We start from the raw sequence: 18,229 nt of genomic DNA, 5'->3' as shown, positions 1-18,229 counted from the left end.
CTAACGTGGGGCTTGCGTCATCTGATTTTGAGAGTTTTTCATGCACGGTTTACCCACACTCGCCCCTACCACAAAACCAACATTCGCAACCTTGTTTGCGGTTGCGTTTTGTTTCACTTGCTGCCTTACCTCAGAGTTTGTTAAGGCAGAGCAAACAAGCCCCGCTTATTCCGCGGCAAAGACTAACGTAGCTAGTAATCATACGAAGGCTACCAACGAGCAGTATTCACATAATTATTATGCGCACACCACTGTTGAAGGTTTATCGGTACCGGATGACGCGGTTTCTTTTTTAACGTTAGGTGATTGGGGCCGCAACGGTCACTTTTATCAAAAACACGTTGCTAAATGGCTAGATATTGCAAGTTACCAACTAGACGCAGAATTTATCGCAACCACCGGCGATAACTTCTACGACAATGGTGTTGCCTCAGTTGACGACCCTTACTGGCAGTCTTCTTACGAAAACATTTATCATCAACCTCATTTATTCATCGACTGGAACCCTGTGTTGGGAAACCATGACTATCGAGGAAACTGGCAGGCGCAAATAGATTACAGCACTAAGAGTCGACGTTGGGAAATGCCGGCGCAGTATTACAGTAAGACGTTAAAGCTTGACGATGGAAGCTCAGCTCTCTTGTTGTTTATCGATACGTCTCCGCTAAACCCCGACTATGCAGGCGAAGCTAAATACCAAGAAGCTTACTCACAAGGGGCATCTAAACAGCTTGATTGGATAAATACTATGTTAGGCAACGATCAACACACCTGGAAAGTTGTCATAGGCCATCATCCACTTTATTCAAGTGGTAAACGCTACGGTAAAACAGACGCTATCAAAGACGTGTTAGAACCCATTTTTCACGAACATGGCGTGAACCTTTACATTGCCGGGCACGAGCACGATCTTCAACACAACCAATTACCCGGGGATGACCTAGTGCACGTAGTGTCCGGTGGCGGCTCAGAAGTGCGCCCTGTTAGTAACTACGACTTTACACAATTCGCAAAATCGACCGGCGGCTTTGTCAGTGTGAGCATGACAGCTAAAAACATCTTCCTTAATTACATCGATCACAATGGGAAGACGATTTACACCCACACAATGAATAACGCCAGTAAAGCGTCTTCGACGACCACGACTCAGGATCAATAATGACAATGGATAACGAAAAAGCAAAAAGGCTACACCGCGCAATAGCAAAGACCGTCGTATTTACCGGTGCTCTAGCCACACTCTTTAGTTGTGCAGCTCAAGATACGACAGCCTCAAAAACTGAAGGCGCGCCTACAGGCACTGTACTTACGCTTACACATCTTAAAAAAGGTTTTGAACAAACGCTTTATTACCAAAACAATCATCACACTTATAAAGACACCCATGCTAACGCTTACAATGACACCCATGCAAACAGCGCAAAAAACACAGCACTTACAAAGACACCCATGCCAGCAGCGTCTTACAATGACACCCATGGCAATCATACGCTTAAGGTAGCGTCGTCAAAGAAAGGTCACTCTTACGAAGACACCCATGCTATTGACCTTCAAATAAACGAGCATAAAGGCATTTCACTTACTAACAGCCAAGGTAAAACTCAATTTATTGAAGGCAGCTATGCGTTTGCGCACGCTGAAGTAGCTAGCTCTGCGACCAAGCAATGGGTGTCTTTGGTAGTGTTTAATAACAACACGCAACATATAGAAGCGTATCGCATATCTGTTGACACCCTGGCAGTGCAACAGCAGCTTAGCCAACCCGCAAAAGGCTCAGAAGCCATTTGCGCAGCAATGAGTGCGCAAGGACACCCTCACATTATCAATGTGGATGCCACAGGCACCCTTAATCAATATGAACTGCACCATGCTCAGTTTTTATCACTACGCAGTTTCGCCATAGGCCCTGGCATCAAAAGTTGCAGTGTTGACCTCGATACACAAAACATCTATTTGGCGGACGAGTTCGCCGGGGTATGGAAGATTAACGCCCATATAGAAAGTGAGTTAGAGAAAACACTTATCTTTCATGACGCAGATACACCAGTCGAAGGCGTGAGCGTCTTACCCTCTACATCCCTAAATTCAAATAGCCGCCTTGTCGGTTGGGTAAGCCCAGATAAAAGCGGCGTATGGCTTCAAAGTCAATGTCATGCTGAGTTCGTAACTTTGATGCGCGATGAAGATGGGACCGCAGAAAGCATAGAACCTGAATTTATTCAGTTAGCTACTTTTGCAAATAAAGAAGGGCAAGGAATTTCTGTGGTAGTAGATGATGATGCATCGGGCAGGGTTTATTCTGTAGAACTGCCGGCTAGTTTGGCCGCCGCATATTTTAACGATGGGTGTCTTGCTAAAAAAGACGATAACACTCAAAACGGTTCCGATACTTCTGCCCAACATAAGGTGGCCACTGTTTTACCCTTAGCGCAAACTCAGCCTGTGCAAAACTATGGTGATGCAGCTGACGACCCTGCTATTTGGGTTAACTCACAGACCCCTTCAGAAAGTCGCATTGTTGGCACCGACAAAAAAGGCGCATTGAATACCTACGACCTTTTTGGCAAGCAACATCAGAGCCTGCCGATAGGAAGAGTTAATAACGTTGATGTTGGGTACCGGGTTACACTAAACACTGTGAACATCGACGGTAAAAAAGAATTTACTGATATTGCCGTTGCTTCAAACCGAACACATAACAGCTTGTCTGTTTTGGAAATAGATCATAACGGTAACCTCGCCCATTTAGGTGAGATTAAAACAACGCTTAGCGACATTTATGGTATGTGCCTTTTTGTCAATAACGGTATAGCTCATGTGTTTGCGAACGATACCAGTGGTCGCTTCGAGCGATATGAATTATCAATCAACCAAGGCAAAGCAGTTAAAGGAAAATTGAGTCAAAACTTCTCTCTTCCCTCACAGCCTGAAGGCTGCGTGGTAGACACCCACACCAATACCGCTTACCTTGGTGAAGAGGCCACAGGCATCTGGGCGCTAAATATCAGCTCTATTGATAATACACCTACATTTATCTCAGCAATAACACCACCGGTTGAAGCTGATGTAGAGGGCTTGGCACTATTTACCGTTGATGACAAAAAATACCTCATTGCATCAAGTCAGGGCAATAACAGCTACGCCATCTATCACATACATGAAGAAAACCCTGAAACGTTAACACTTATGGGGCTAGTTAAAATTGCTGCTGACAAGGCAAAGCAAATTGATGGGGTCTCGGAAACTGACGGACTAGAAGCAACGAACGCCAACCTTGGTGGTGCTTTTACTGAAGGACTGTGGGTAGTACAAGATGGCCGAAACGTAATGCCAAGCCAAAAGCAAAACTTTAAACTTGTCGCAGGTACGACGCTAAAAAACGCAATAAGAGATTTAGTAAACAGACAAGGTTAAAGGCACATGGTGTGAGTAACCATCAACACCCACGCCGATAATAGAGAAAGGGGGAAGTTTAAAGCTTAACCTCTCCCTTTACTCTCAAAACTTGCTGACTTATCGCTGTAGCTAAATTGCGCTTAAGGTTGCATTACCTTAAACATCGCAAATACCACCTTAGATATTGCAGACAGCCTTAGGTTTCGTAGACAGCCTTAGGTTTCGTAGACAGCCTTAGGTTTTGCAGACAAGCTTACATAGGCAGCGCAAAATCTAATATCAACTAGCCTGCTCGCTGATAGCCATCATTTAATTGAACGTCAATGGCACGAAGCACGGCCGTTCGGTTAATTGAGCCTAAAAGCACACCATCATCATCTACTACCGGGTAAACCCGCGGCTTCTCTTTAAGCAGCAATTGCGCTAGCTCTATCACTGACATGTAAGGCTTAACCGAAACCACCGGCGTTTTCATGATTTCCCCGACCCTACAAATTTGTTCTCGATAATAGCTTGAGGCTATCATTTGAGCGATACAGTCTTGCTCGGATAAAAAGCCCACGACCTTTCCCTTTACGTCAAGCACTGGCCCACCACTTTGCCCACTGGCTAACAACGCTTCGACAGCCTGCGCAACGGGCATATCGACATTAAGCTTCACTGGGTGAGTATTCATATAATCACTGACTTGCAACGATTCCATTTTCAATTCTCCAGCCGTGGCGCCTAACGTGACCGATACTGCGACTTATTAGGCGTTACGGCACTTCAATTATTATTAACCACATGTGAAAGCAATTTTCCCCCACACTTTAAGATTAGACCTTTCGTTGCCTACAAGCCAGCACATTTAACATTATATAACAATTAGATTTTACAGTGGTTAATCTTTGTAAATTGCCACTTTCACATTACCATTTACATCGATGCTAGCGCGGTACATACCCGCTGAATTAAACGGCATTGCAATGTTACCTTTTGCGTCAATAGCAATTACACCGCCATCACCACCGGCTTCAACTAACACATCGTTCACCACTGTATTTGCAGCGTCGTTTAGTGTTAACCCTTGATACTTCATCCGCGCGCAGATATCTGCTGCTACGTTGTATCGTATAAAATACTCACCATGCCCAGTAGCCGATACCGCACAGCTTTCATTGTCGGCATAGGTGCCAGCACCAATCACCGGTGAATCACCAATACGCCCGTATCGTTTAGCCGTCATTCCGCCGGTGGATGTTCCGGCCACAATGTTGCCCTCGCCATCTAGTACCACCGCCCCTACGGTTCCAAAGCGCTCGTTGCCCTGCTGTAAACCATAACCATTTGAAGCCTGCTCCATACGGGCTTTCGCTTTATCTAGAGCCTGCTTGCGAAACTCAGTATCGAAAACCGAATTGTCCACCTGCTCAAGGCCGTTTTGTTTTGCATAGTCTTCCGCTCCTTTACCAGAAAGCATAACGTGTGGAGATTCATTCATTACCAGCAGCGCTGCTTCTATTGGGCTTCGAATTGTCTTAACACCCGCAACCGCACCTGCGTTTTTACTTCCGCCATGCATAATAGACGCGTCAAGTTCATGCTCGCCGTCAAAGGTATACACAGCACCAATGCCCGCGTTAAACAAAGGTGAGCTTTCAAGAATTTTAATGGTTTCAACCACCGCAACTTCACCTTTTACACCGTCTTGCAGCAAGGTATAACCGTGCTGTACTGCTTGCGTTAACACCTTTTTATACGCCGCTTCTTTTTCAGCCGTCATCGAAGACTTTAAAATAGTGCCGGCTCCGCCATGAATGGCGATGGCAACCCGTGAGCTTTCTTGGTGAGTATCAGCCGCTGATGCGTTAGCACTAACGAGCGTTAGCGAAGCTACTAAGGCACTGATTACACATAAGGTATTTCGAGTTTTATTGGACTGATGAAAAATGCGAGGAAGGTTCAAACGGTTAACTCCTTTAAAAGTTATAAAACACCGCTTAGTTCCGTGGCAGATGAAACCAACACAAACGAGCGATGTGATTATCGTATTTATAGCGAATTAAGATGACACACTAAAAGATGATAATCTAGGCTACTTCAAGAAGTTCTAAAAAGGTATTAAGATCGTCGCCGATAGATGGAAGTAACGCCTTTACTTTCTCCCAATCAGCTACTTTTGATAACTCCCAAAGTGATTCAAAATCTTTTCTCAGCTGCACGGCACCTATATCAGCAGACATTCCTTTGAGTTTAAGCGACAGAATTTGTATTTGTGAAAAGTCTTGATTCTCTACAGCCCTTTCTAAAAGTTTAAATTTTTCAGGTGCGCTTTGAGAATAGAGCTCACAAACCCGAGAGAATAAAGCTTTATCACCCATAATTCGTGCTATAGCATCCTCTTTTTCCCAACAGCCGTCACTTACAGTATTCGTTTTCTCGTTAGAAATAACTTCAGGCTTACCTAATGCGTCGGTAGCCTCAAAGTGAACAAGAACATCATCACTAGCATTGTGGTTCTGTGAATCGTCTATTGAGCGCATAGACTCAGTACTGTGCGCTAAATCTCTATCAATAGCGCCAAGCAAGCTGTCTACTAAGGGGGGCAACGACGCGTTATTACTTGTGCTATTGGCGGGTTCTGCATAAGAAGTTTTGGTGCGCTCAGCGTTTTGGGAATCAATATCTGAATTTTCAAGCTCGGTGCCAGCCACCTTGGTAACTTGATTTACTAGCCACTGCCTGACTTTTGGGATAAGTACATCTGCAATAACCGGTTTAGTGGCAAAGTCGTCCATCCCTGCTCCTAAGCACTTTTCCTTCTCGCCCAGCATAGCGTTTGCTGTCATCGCTATAATGGGGACATCGGCATGCATTGCTCCAGCTTTTCCCTCTCGAATAGCACGAGTCGCCTCGTAACCATTCATTTTAGGCATCTGGCAATCCATTAAAATACTATGAATACGACGCCCTTTTTCATCGCATTTACGCAGAAAAGCAACGACTTCTTCACCGTCTGCGCAGGTATATAATTTACAAGGTAAACACTCTAGTACGCCCTTAGCCACTTCCCTATTTATCATATTGTCATCAACGATAAGTAGGCGAGTATTTTCAATTGAAATGTGTGATTTAATTTGGTCTTCAGCCCAATTTTCGGCTTCTGGTGCACGACTAAGGCTGTCTTCAGTGGTGACTTTTTTAATCAAACCACCATATTTAACAACATCTAACCCTTGCTTTACCGTTATAAACGTAGAGCGGAAAAGGGGTTTAGGTAAGTACAAAGGCGTCAAATGCGTAAACGCATAGGGTGCCCCCTCTAGCTTTTGAAGAATATAAACCACGGGCATTTTGCTAACCTTTCCGCCCTTTTCATTTCGCTCCCATTCTCTGTCTATTTCACCAATTAAAGCGCTGGATTCATCAAGTAAAAGTACATTGTAATCTTGCCACTGAATAGCACTAGCGGGCCCATCTAAGACTTCAGAAGTAGCGCCTACATACTCAGCAAGTTTACATATGTGCGCTTGCAGCGGTAAATAAGCAGATGAAACGCCAACTTTAACGTTACTAAGAAGTGACTTTTCGTCTTGTTCAATTTTGTCAGAACTTGCTTCATTGTCCGATGTAGTATCGGGAAGTGAAATGTAAAACGAAAACTTACTCCCCGTTCCTAACTCCGACTCAAAGGTAATATCCCCACCTAATAATTGGCATAACTGCTTGCAAATAGATAGTCCTAGCCCTGTACCGCCGTATTGTGTCGCCACTGAGGCATCGGCCTGGGTGAACGCTGAAAAAAGCTTGGGCTGATTGTCTTTTGCTATACCAACACCTGTATCTTCAACACTGAAATGTAACTGCAGAACGTCAGACACCGATTCGCTTAAAAACAGAGTAAGTTCAACGTGCCCTGTTTTGGTAAACTTAATCGCATTGTTAAGTAGGTTACTCAATACTTGGTTAATTCTGTGAGGATCTGAGTTAATTTCTATCCTGGGTACTTCCGAGGTATCCACCAGTAACTCTAGTCCTTTGCTTGCCGCTTTAATAGCGAACACTTTAGCAATAGACTCGATAAGAGAGAGTATTTCGAAATTTTGCTGGTTAATATCCAGTTTACCCGCCTCTATTTTTGAAAGATCTAGTACATCATTTATAAGCACGTTTAAGTTGTTACAGCTGATTTCCATCATGGAGACCAGTTGCTCAGCCTTCTCGTTAAGCGGTTGGCGTTTTAATAAAGCTAAAGAGCCCACTACCCCGTTGAGGGGAGTGCGCATTTCATGACTGATATTAGAAATGAATGAACTCTTCACCTTACTTGCTTTACGCGCTTCTTGTGTTGCCTCAACCAACTCTTTTGTTCTACTTACCACTTTCTCTTCAAGTTTTAAGTTGACTCGCTCAATGGCATCTTTCGCTTTTTGTTCATCCGTAATGTCTCTAATTACTACAGCAACGCCAGAAAACTGTGAATGCTCTCCCCATATCGTTGAGGTAGTTATCAATAGTGAACGCGCATTTTTATCATCATCGACATAAGGCGTGGTGAAAGTAACTTGCTTGCCACCTTTAACAAGTTCGTCCTCTAACCTTGATAAGGATAGTGGTTCGAAAGATGAATAATGCTGATTGAGGATTATCTGGGAGGGGATCCCAAAAAGGGACTCCGCAGCTTTGTTCCAACTTTTGACAATACCCGTAGAATCCACACTAAAAATGGCATCTTTTGAAATATCCACAATAGCAGCTGATTCACCACGCACTTTGGCTAGCTCAATATTCTTTTTATTACTGCGATAAACAAAAAGCAGAATGCTTACAAAGATGATAGAGATGACACCAATCACGCTGTAAACGCTCAGCCGCTTTTCATTTATCAGCGCACTCACTTGAGATTGCGGTAGTAAAATGTGCAAGTAAAAGCCTGAGCCCTGACCTTTCGCTCCTAGTGTGAACGCCCTTGAAACAGCGTAATGTACGCTCTGGCTTTCATTTTTGGAGGTAATCTTTCCGCGCCCGTTGAATTGAGATACTGAGAATTCGCTTTGCCACGTTACAGACGGGTTTAAGTCTTTAGAAAAGGATTTTTGGCTATCGGGATGTACTACAAAATAGCCATCACGGTCAGTGACATAGAGCGACTGGTTGCTCGTTAAGGATTGGGTCATTTGAGAAAGCATGTACTGCGCGTTAACGTTCATAATTAACATTCCGTAACGCTCGCCACTTTGACTAAAGATTGGTAAGGAAAGCCGAATGACGCTTTTGTAGGGGTATTCTAATTTTCCATATTCCCGATTCAAGTTGATATCGGAAATGTAAAATTGTCCTTTATTACTTTTAGCGCTTTCAATGAAATAATTGCGTGTTGCTTTCGTCTGTAAATCAGTATTGCTGGCGATTAAAACACTCCCGCCCTCGCGCTCGACCCTTAAGAACTCGTTCCCTTCTTCGTCTACCTTAATGACCCTTAACTGATCGATTTCTGTGTTATTTTCGATAAAAGCGACAAATATAGTTTCTAAGCGATGCTTCCACTGATCAAGCGTAGTGCCATCTTTAGGGTCTAACTTATTGTTCTGCGTAGCTCTAACTATTCCGCTTATCGGCGGCGTTTGGTGCAAAAAATTAAGGGCGTTGAGATGTTTGACTAGCTGTGTTTCGGCGACATTTTCCACGCTTAATGCGCTTTTCTCTAAGGCCTCAAACGCCTGACTCTCAGCCGTCGCTTTTATACTGCTTTCAAACAAACTAACAACCAACACAATCAGTAAGGTAGCAAGCACAGTAGCCAATATAAAGGTACTTTTAGCTTCGTTAAACGCTGGTTTAGATGGAAGGACTGACAAGCCAATAATTTCCGTATAACTTGTAATAACCTAAAACTAGTCAGAGATGGTTTGTTTCGCAAGTTTACAGTCTAAAATTTTTATATAAAAACAAACGATAAAACCGTAAGTTACAACGTCACTCTAGCCTTTCGAATGTCTGAATTATTGGGTATAAAACCAACAGCATTTGGTATTAAAATTATCGCGGTGTACACTGCGTGCAAGGTTTTACTAATAAGCAATGGTGGTTATGCACGCACCTACATTTTTGTGGCACGATTTTGAAACATTTGGCACCAGCCCACAAAAAGATCTCCCCTGCCAATTTGCCGCGGTCAGAACAGATATGGATTTAAATGTTGTTGGAAAACCCATCAACATTATGAGCGCCATTGCTAATGATTATCTGCCTCACCCAGAGGCATGCTTGGTTACCGGCATTACGCCACAGCAAACCATAAGAGATGGGTCAAACGAGGCAGATTTTGCAGCGCGAATTTACCAAGAGATGTCTACCCCAAACACCTGTAGTGTAGGATTTAATAGTATTCGCTTTGACGATGAAGTGTCGCGCTATTTGTTTTACCGTAATTTTTACGACCCCTATTCACGGGAGTGGCGAAACGGGAATAGTCGCTGGGATATTATTGATGTAGCAAGAGCGTGTTATGCGCTTAGACCGGAAGGAATCAATTGGCCAGAACGAGAAGATGGTACGCCTAGCTTCAAATTAGAATCGCTCACTGCAGCTAATAACATTGGTCACGAAAATGCACACGATGCGCTTAGCGATGTCTACGCAACCATTGCTTTGGCAAAGCTTATTAAAGAAAAGCAGCCTCGTTTATTTGAGTATGCATTGTCGCTTCGCAATAAACATACGGTTATGCAGCAAATTGACCTAAGCAAACCTTCGGTACTTTTGCATATATCTTCTAAATTGCCTGCCTCTCAGGGGTGTTGCACATGGGTAATGCCAATTGCTAAACATCCAACCAATTCGAATGCGTTTATAGCGATAGATTTATCCCATGATATAGACAGCGTGGTAAACGACTCAGCCGAAGAAATAAGACAGGCGCTTTACGCGCCAGCGGATACGTATTCAGATACAAAAGAAAGACCTGGTCTTAAACTTATCCACATTAATCGCTCCCCTTTTATTACCACAGCCAAAGCAATGACTGAGGAAAACGCCGCTAGGTTAGGTCTTGATCGCGAACGTTGCCTAGACAATTACAAAACACTCGCAAGCACTAACGAACTCGCGGCTAAACTTGTGGGCGTATATGATGAAGAACGTGAAAGTAAAGAGCATGACGTAGACCATGCCTTGTATAGCGGTGGTTTCTTAAATGACGAAGATAGACGTTGGTGTGAGCGTGTTATTGATGCAGCCCCTGACGACCTTGCCACCTTGGCCGATGAAACACAGCATGAAAGATTGCGCAAACAACTGTTTCGTTATCGTGCGCGCAACTACCCTAATACACTTACCGCTGATGAGATGACGAAATGGCAGTATCACCGTCAGGCTCGACTAACAGACTCCGCATTTGGCGGCTCGATTACACTAGAAAATTACATGATGCGGCTTGAAGCGTTAGCTCACGAGCACAGCGACAACCCCGACAAGCAGGCCATACTGCGCGCCCTGTATCAGTATGCTAAAAACCTTTGACGGAGGTTTTATAACATCATAAATTAATGATAGTTGAACTAAGGCGGTAAAGGATAAAACGTAGTCAAGGAATTGATGACCTCCGCCGATAATAACAATACACGCGCGTAAGGGAATAAGTAGTCATGAATGGCGTTACAATAAGCTTCGACAAATCAAGAACCTATATAAACATTATGCTCAATCCTTCTGAATTTACATCAGAGGTGGATATTCGTGATGTTAGACAGCAGTTGGAAAGTGGCGAAACCAAGCGTCTGTATGTGTCAGAAAAAGCGTTAAAATCAGCCTGTGAAACGGCCAACCATTACTTTAAAACAGGTGATGGTACTGTGGTTCAAGAACGCATTGGCGAACGCAAAAACGCCGAAGTTGAATTTCGGGTACCTGAAGACGGCATGATTGCGAATTTGGTCCTCACTACCCCCTATGGCGGTAAACTCCCATCCCTTGCGACCGTTAAATCATTAGCGGTCAAAAATAGAGTGATTCGAGGCGTTAGCACTAAAAAAATAGACGCCATGCTAAAAGCCGCAAGAAATGCGGCGCCTGGCACTGTATTAGAGGAAACCATAGCTAAAGGGCTTCCTGCCCGAAATGGAAAAAACTCCAAATTTATTCCCCTTGTTCCGAACGCACTTGAACGAATACTAAGACCGCAAACGAACGAAGGTGAACGCGTTGACATGCGCAACTTAGGCGAAGTGATATGCGTGAAAATAAACACGCCTGTTCTGCGCCGTACTCCACCTACAAAAGGTCGTTCTGGCTTTGACGTGAAAGGAAACACAATCTCTGCCGCCCCTGGTGAATGGGTGGACTTTAAAATGGGTACAGGAACGGTGGTGTCTGATAGCGACGCAAACCTATTAATGTCATCCATTTCAGGGATGCCTAAATACCGTGACCAAATTATGAATATAGATGATACCTTTATTTGTAATGGCGTTAACGTTGGGTCAGGGCATGTAAATTATGAAGGTGCTGTATTAGTCAACGGCGATGTTACCGAGAAAATGCAAATTAAGGCGGCCGGAGACGTTACTATTAACGGTTTCGTAGAGTCGGCTTACATTGAGTCGGGCGGCGACATCATTATCACTGAAGGTGCAATGGGCAAGGTAAACGATAAGCAAGGTGACTACCAATGCAAACTCGTTGCCGCAGGAAGTATTCACGTACAGCATGGCCAAGGCATCGATATCCAGTGCGCTGGGAATATAACTGTCGGTAGACAGCTTGCATACAGTCGTCTGCGCTGCGGTGGTGCGGTAATCGTTGGGCAAATTGATAAACCAATGGGCAATTTGTTTGCGTGTGACATAATCAGTCAAGATAGGGTTGAAGCGGGAACACTCGGCGCTGTTTCTGGAAGTACGTTAAAAGTTGATTTCAGCCCTGGTTTTAATCAGCTGCTAGAGCGCAAAGATTCTCTTGATGAGTTATTAAGGCAGATTCGCGAAAATAACCTAAAGCACAAAGAAAAAATCGACCTTATTCAGGGTAAAAAGATTCCTAAAGAGCTGCAGCGCAAGGCAGCGGAAGCGCTTGAGCTTTTTAACAACGAAAGCGCCCTTCTAGAGTGGTTAGAGAATAAAGCTAACGACGTTAAAGCCGCAAAAGAAAACTATCAAACAGATATAAAACTTATTGCAAATAAAAGGCTCTATCCGGGCGTATCTGCTAAATTAAATAATAGAAACTGGCGTTCTGAGAGAGAATACGATCGCGCTCAAATTCACTACGACTCGCACCAATGGCATTATGAGCCAATTATTTAGATGATGTTTAGGCTAGCGAAGCCGGCATTTCAGGCTTCGCACATCTGCCTTTTTATTTAGCTGCAGGATAATCCAATTTTACTGAGCAATGGTCACATTGCCGTAGCCTTGCCGCTTAGACTGATAAAGTGCCTTTATAGTGCGTTCAAGCCAATCTGGGAACTCTTCTGAGTCTCGCAATTCGGCCATACCAATCGCAGTTTTATATTTGTCACTTAGAAGATAATGAGTATCCATGCACTCTAACAACCTATCTGCAAGAATTTTTGCTGAGTCTAACTGGGTCTGTGGACAAAGTACGACGAACTGCTCCCCAGTGAACCTTGAAACAACATCAACCTCTCGTACAGTATTAAGGCAGTTTTGAGCTGCGGTCTTTAACACCTCTTCTCGAATAGAAGGGTCGTGAGAAAATAGCTCTTCATCAACAGGCGTTAAATCGATGGCGATTAATGTAGCGGTAGTATGAAATCGATGAAAGCGCGATATCTCTTCTTCCGCCCGCTGTATCATGTGATTACGATTATATAGACCGGTGATCGTATCGTGAGCCGAAAGAAAACCTAATGTTTTGTTTTTCTCTAACAACGTGGCTTGAAGCGCACTTATTTCTTCATTTTTTTGTTGGATTATGCGCTTGTAGCCACCCACATGGCGGTTTCTCGAAATTAGCCACAACAAGCCCAATAATACAATCGCTGAACTTAATATCATCGCAGTATAGTTGCGGCTGTAACGTATTTGCACGTTGTTCCATTGCTTATAGATTTCTACTTTCTTTGTCTCTGGAATTCGCTCTATTGCGACATTAAGCTTATCGATTAAATGACCGAACGACTTATTAACGCCAAATGCGAGAGAGTCAAAGGGTTCAGCGTAACCAACAATGTGTAAATCTTCGAGTTCAAGGTTATTAATGTGCATATTCACACTCATTAGTGAACCTACCATTACGTCAAATTCACCATTTGCGAGTTGCTTAAGGCCCTCTTCCTCGGACGGGATGAGTTTTAGACGCAATCCAGGGTAATGACGTGAAATATATTCGACTTGGCGGTAACCCTGCACAATACCTACCGTACGATTGCCAATACCTGAATAGCCCTGAAGCATAGGCGTTCCCGTCCGGGCCACCAATACATTTGGCGCCTCAAAATACGGCACACTAAAGTCTAAAAACTGCTTGCGATAATCAGAGGTGTTCATCATGGGGATGACTTGGCATTTGCCTTGTTGAACAAACTCTAGGCTTTCCTGCCAGCTCTGTGTAGAAACAAGCTTAAACTTAAGATCGCTGAGTTCAGCAATAAGCTGCATGTACTGGGCTGAAATACCTACGTGGATGCCATTTCTTATCGCTTCATAAGGCGCCCAGTTAGGGTCGATACAATAGGTTACTTCAATTGAATTTTGAGATGCTAATGGTTGCTCCGGTGCAGCTTGCAAAAACGCGCTAAAAGCGGCTCCTACAAACAACACTGTGCAAAGCAGGCCTTTTCTTATTTTTCTCAACTGCACACCCAAAAGAATAGTTACATCAATAACAAGTCAACCGCGAAGTATTAAGGTTAAACACAAAAAATGCAATAAATTCGACTATTTAGTCACTATTTAGCTATGTGACACTCTGCTGTTGCTTGAATTCTTCCCGATCATAGCGCTTTTCACTTATGATAGCAGCCAACGCCGTTACCGCTTTTTCGACATCAGCAAAACTTAAATACAGTGGCGCAAAGCCAACACGAAGTATATTCGGTGCACGAAAATCGGCGATGACGCCTTCTGCTATCCACGCTTGGCAGATAGCATAAGCATCATCGTGAGCGAAAGCGATCTGGCTACCTCGATTATCTAGCGAAGGGCTTACCACCTTAAGCTCGTCTAATAACCCAGCCCTTTTAGCTTCAGCGATAAAATAGGCTTGCAGTTTTTTAGATTTTTCATCAATGGCTTTAATCGAAACGCCTTCGAACACGTCAAGGGCAGCATCTAGAATGCTCATGCCAATAATGCCTGGCGTACCGCACAAGTTTTGTTTTATTGAGGTATCAGCGGTGTAGTCGGGAGAAAATGAAAATGGCGAGCTATGGCCCATCCAACCTGATAAAGGCTGTTTATAAGCGTCTTGATGTCGTCGGGCAACATAAATAAATGCAGGAGCACCTGGGCCGCCATTTAAATATTTATAGGTACAACCCACGGCGAAATCTACATTGCACTCATCTAGGGCTACGGGAAACGCGCCCGCACTGTGTGCCAAGTCCCACAGCGTAAGTATTCCTTTATTATGCGCCTGCTCAGTAATACTCTTAATATCAAGCTTTAAACCACTTCTGAAGTTTACCTGCGTCAGCATGAGAACAGCGATATCTTCGTCTAGTAGAGCACCAACACTGTTTTCATCTACGTACCGAATGCTGTATTCAGTGCCGAGTAAATCGAGCAAACCTTGAACCATATAAATATCGGTGGGGAAATTGTTTCTTGTTGTGGCGATGACTTTTCTTTCAGGGTGCATTTTTAAGGCAGCACTAAGCACCTTAAACAAATTGATTGATATCGAGTCGCAGCATATTACTTGGCCTTGCTTTGCGCCGATAATGGTACCAATTTTATCGCCCACCTGCTGTGGTAATGAAATCCAGTGATGCTTATTCCAGCTTGTGATAAGGCCCTCACCCCACTGATTTTTTACTACCTCACTGGCGCGCTCTTCCGCTTTCTTGGGTAAGGGGCCAAGAGAGTTACCGTCAAGATAGATAGTATTGTTTGGCAACGAGAATTCGCCCGCCTTGCTAAAAAGCGGATCTTTTTTATCAAGTTGCTCAGCAGAAAAAACCTTATTCATCATGTTGACTCATAACCTCAAGTAAAGCATCAAAGGACGTAGATTCTGGATGTAGCCAGTCGAAATGACCACCGTTTGTTATTATTCTATTTTTTGCGCCGGGCATTGTAGCGTGGTGTTCGGGTACAATACTATCTTCGTTGCCTTGCATTAGTATTACCGAGGGCTTGATTTTAGCTGCGTCTGGCGTAGCCATTTGGTATTCACGTTCGTTTTCAGCTGGCATGCCACCCATAAACTGTGGCGTGGCTGTCTGACAGCTATTTTCACCAAGGGCATAACTTTGCACATTCGTTATAGCGGCAAGGCCTATTACTTGTTTAATGCCTGTACCTACATCGCTACTCGATAGTTGCTGTGCGGCAAGTAAGCCAAGGTGCCCGCCTGCCGAGTGCCCTACCAAATATATGTTGCCACTATCGCCTGCAGCTTCAATATTCTCGATAGATGCTTTCACAGCACTTGTTACATCTTCCAAACTACCGGGCCAGCCACCGCCTTCATCGCCTACTCGCCGATACTCCATTGCATAGACACCCATCCCTAGCTCTGCCAGGGCATGATAAAACCCTTTAGCATGGTCATAGCCGTATGCGTTGAGCCAACACCCACCATGAACGAAGATAACGGCGTCCCCAGCAAACTCATTTTCATCACCACCGCGGCCATGCCAAACATACACAGTCTGAAGTGGGTCACTCCCATAGCTGAATTGGCTGTCATGCTCTGACGTTGGCAAGACACCCAACGCAGAATATGGCACTTGGGTCAGTGTGCGAGGTATTTCATTCGTATGGGCGTTTACATCAATATTTGCATGGGTGTCATCCGAAGCGTTTTTCGGGGAAAGATTCTGTACATTATCGTGGGTGTCTTTGTAATTCGGTGTTGTTTGGGTGACACCCAACGTAAACAATAACTCTTGCGGGTCTGCATGAAACTTCGAGTTAGCATGGGTGTCATTCGAAGGCACCCTCGAAGCGGCATTAGATGCTAAATGTCGTTCACTCGCATGGGTGTCATCGTAAGTTACGTTGTTATTTACAACACTACCCTCATTCGGAAGTGAAGACGCTTGAGTATTTACCGCGGACAAGAGTGTCGCTAACACAGCTAATGTAATTGGATAGGAAGCTTTGATAGAAGATTTCATATTGATAGTTTTTATTTCAATTAAATCATAGAGTACCAAGTAAATGGTGGCACTCTATGATTAATTTTTTGACATCTTATCGCCGGTCTTTGTTTAGATCATTTCAACAGCCAATGCTACGCCTTCACCGCCACCAATACATAAGGAAGCAATACCTTTTTTCCCGCCACGTTGCTTAAGCGCATGCAGCAGAGTTACCAAAATACGTGCGCCTGATGCACCGATTGGGTGGCCCAATGCACATGCACCACCTTTCACGTTCACTTTACTTTCATCAAGCCCAAGTTTCTTGACTGCCAGCATAGTTACCATTGCAAAAGCTTCATTAATCTCAAACAAATCAACTTCTTCTTTTGTCCAGCCTGCTTTATCCAACACTTTTTCCATTGCCCCTACAGGTGCCACAGTAAAGTTTTCAGGTTCAATAGAATTTGTAGCGTGAGCTACTACACGTGCCAGTGGCGCTAGACCAAGCTCTTTCGCTTTACTCTCACTCATAACAACCAGTGCTGCAGCACCATCGGAGATTGAGCTTGAGTTCGCCGCAGTGACCGTACCGTCTTTTTTGAAAGCAGGCCTTAAAGTTGGTATTTTCTCAGGACGTGCTGAACCTGGGCCTTCATCGGTATCGACCACGGTGTCGCCCTTTCTAGACGAAATTGTTACAGGCACTATTTCATCAACGAATGTACCGCTATTTATTGCTTCATGTGCTTTTGAAAGCGAGCTTAGTGCAAATTCATCCATTTCTCCGCGAGATATATTTTCCTCATCGGCCGTATCTTGCGCGAAGCATCCCATTGCTTTGCCATCATAAGCATTTTCTAGCCCATCAAGCATCATGTGATCCAGCACTTGACCATGACCCATGCGATAACCCGTTCTTGCTTTAGGAAGCATGTATGGTGCATTACTCATGCTCTCCATTCCACCCGCTACAACTGCTGTCGCACTGCCTGCTTTGATTAAGTCATGCGCCATCATTACCGCTTTTAAGCCAGAGCCACATACTTTATTAATGGTTGTTACTCCGGCGCTTAAGGGAAGCCCCGCTCCCAGTGATGCTTGTCGTGCAGGTGATTGACCTAGACCAGCAGGTAATACACACCCCATAATGACTTCATCAATTGCAGAGACATCCATCTCTTCACAGGCTGCTTTAATCGCAACTTCTCCCAGTTTGGTCGCAGTAAGCGAAGACAAATTACCGTTGAACCCACCCATTGGTGTGCGTTTAGCCGCGACAATAACTACTGAATCTTTACTCATAACTGTGCCCTTAAAATTCCTTTAAATTAGATAGTTAAGTGAAGAACGCCACACAGATGTATACAAAAGTAAACACCTCTAATAGCGACTATGCTTTACCTTCACCATGAAAAATTGACGTTAGCAAAATGTTACTTTACCTTAACGTAAAATGTAATTAACGTTAACGTAAACCTGTACTAAGTATGTGTCAACCAAACACTACGTTTTAATATAGTGGTATGAAAAATATGCTGCTTTAAAACAATAGTGCGATTGCGAAGACACCCAACCTACTAC

11 protein-coding genes are annotated in these 18,229 nt (G+C 44.0%); 4 read left to right on the top strand and 7 right to left on the bottom strand.

From position 1 onward, the window contains the following. Positions 1–40 precede the first annotated feature (40 nt). Both ACXAGK_RS09715 and ACXAGK_RS09710 read left to right on the top strand, forming a co-directional pair. Positions 41–1,159 carry a metallophosphoesterase gene (locus tag ACXAGK_RS09715; protein WP_474855996.1) on the top strand — a complete coding sequence of 373 codons (1,119 nt, stop codon included), beginning with the start codon at positions 41–43 and terminating at the stop codon, positions 1,157–1,159. Beyond that, positions 1,159–3,414 (top strand): phytase, encoded by a 2,256-nt coding sequence (locus tag ACXAGK_RS09710; protein ID WP_474855994.1) that lies wholly within the window; start codon positions 1,159–1,161, stop codon positions 3,412–3,414. The genes ACXAGK_RS09715 and ACXAGK_RS09710 overlap by 1 nt, the downstream gene beginning before the upstream one ends. Positions 3,415–3,679: 265 nt before the next feature. Here the strand turns inward: ACXAGK_RS09710 and ACXAGK_RS09705 are convergent, their stop codons facing one another. From ACXAGK_RS09705 to ACXAGK_RS09695, 3 genes are all read right to left on the bottom strand, one after another. Next, on the bottom strand, positions 3,680–4,099 hold the full coding sequence (locus ACXAGK_RS09705) for a CBS domain-containing protein (protein ID WP_474807327.1): 420 nt from the start codon (positions 4,097–4,099) through the stop codon (positions 3,680–3,682). 180 nt (positions 4,100–4,279) lie between these two features. Continuing rightward, positions 4,280–5,344: an isoaspartyl peptidase/L-asparaginase family protein gene (locus tag ACXAGK_RS09700; protein ID WP_474855992.1), complete on the bottom strand. Its 1,065-nt coding sequence runs from the start codon at positions 5,342–5,344 to the stop codon at positions 4,280–4,282. A 124-nt stretch (positions 5,345–5,468) separates the two neighbouring features. Next, on the bottom strand, positions 5,469–9,236 hold the full coding sequence (locus tag ACXAGK_RS09695; RefSeq protein WP_474855990.1) for an ATP-binding protein: 3,768 nt from the start codon (positions 9,234–9,236) through the stop codon (positions 5,469–5,471). 232 nt (positions 9,237–9,468) lie between these two features. Between ACXAGK_RS09695 and sbcB the strand changes: the two genes are divergently transcribed. After that, positions 9,469–10,899 (top strand): exodeoxyribonuclease I, encoded by a 1,431-nt coding sequence (sbcB, locus tag ACXAGK_RS09690; RefSeq protein ID WP_474855988.1) that lies wholly within the window; start codon positions 9,469–9,471, stop codon positions 10,897–10,899. Positions 10,900–11,024: 125 nt separating this feature from the next. Further along, the gene (locus ACXAGK_RS09685) at positions 11,025–12,680 is read left to right on the top strand and encodes a FapA family protein (protein ID WP_474855986.1); all 1,656 of its coding nucleotides are present in this window, start codon (positions 11,025–11,027) and stop codon (positions 12,678–12,680) included. Between the two features lie 78 nt (positions 12,681–12,758). On the opposite strand, the gene ACXAGK_RS09680 is transcribed toward ACXAGK_RS09685, so the two are convergent. From ACXAGK_RS09680 to ACXAGK_RS09665, 4 genes are all read right to left on the bottom strand, one after another. Further along, on the bottom strand, positions 12,759–14,192 hold the full coding sequence (locus tag ACXAGK_RS09680) for a diguanylate cyclase (protein WP_474855984.1): 1,434 nt from the start codon (positions 14,190–14,192) through the stop codon (positions 12,759–12,761). Positions 14,193–14,295: 103 nt separating this feature from the next. Beyond that, on the bottom strand, positions 14,296–15,531 hold the full coding sequence (gene kynU / locus ACXAGK_RS09675; protein ID WP_474855982.1) for a kynureninase: 1,236 nt from the start codon (positions 15,529–15,531) through the stop codon (positions 14,296–14,298). After that, entirely contained in the window at positions 15,521–16,681 is a 1,161-nt protein-coding gene (locus tag ACXAGK_RS09670; protein WP_474855980.1) for an alpha/beta hydrolase family protein, read from the bottom strand. Before ACXAGK_RS09670 ends, kynU begins: the two co-directional genes overlap by 11 nt. A gap of 93 nt (positions 16,682–16,774) precedes the next feature. Continuing rightward, complete coding sequence (locus tag ACXAGK_RS09665) at positions 16,775–17,950, bottom strand: thiolase family protein (RefSeq protein WP_474855978.1); 1,176 nt, start codon at positions 17,948–17,950, stop codon at positions 16,775–16,777. Positions 17,951–18,229: the final 279 nt, after the last annotated feature.

The sequence above is a fragment of the Alteromonas sp. ABM1_013 genome, assembly GCF_056160505.1.
This window is presented reverse-complemented; position numbering and strand designations above follow the sequence as displayed.

What these genes read in the sequence shown, in the direction of transcription:
- ACXAGK_RS09715 (WP_474855996.1), top strand. Translation starts at nt 41, where the DNA reads ATGCACGGTTTACCCACACTCGCCCCTACCACAAAACCAACATTCGCA.
- ACXAGK_RS09710 (WP_474855994.1), top strand. Translation starts at nt 1,159, where the DNA reads ATGACAATGGATAACGAAAAAGCAAAAAGGCTACACCGCGCAATAGCA.
- ACXAGK_RS09705 (WP_474807327.1), bottom strand. Translation starts at nt 4,099, where the DNA reads ATGGAATCGTTGCAAGTCAGTGATTATATGAATACTCACCCAGTGAAG.
- sbcB (WP_474855988.1), top strand. Translation starts at nt 9,469, where the DNA reads ATGCACGCACCTACATTTTTGTGGCACGATTTTGAAACATTTGGCACC.
- ACXAGK_RS09685 (WP_474855986.1), top strand. Translation starts at nt 11,025, where the DNA reads ATGAATGGCGTTACAATAAGCTTCGACAAATCAAGAACCTATATAAAC.
- kynU (WP_474855982.1), bottom strand. Translation starts at nt 15,531, where the DNA reads ATGATGAATAAGGTTTTTTCTGCTGAGCAACTTGATAAAAAAGATCCG.
- ACXAGK_RS09670 (WP_474855980.1), bottom strand. Translation starts at nt 16,681, where the DNA reads ATGAAATCTTCTATCAAAGCTTCCTATCCAATTACATTAGCTGTGTTA.
- ACXAGK_RS09665 (WP_474855978.1), bottom strand. Translation starts at nt 17,950, where the DNA reads ATGAGTAAAGATTCAGTAGTTATTGTCGCGGCTAAACGCACACCAATG.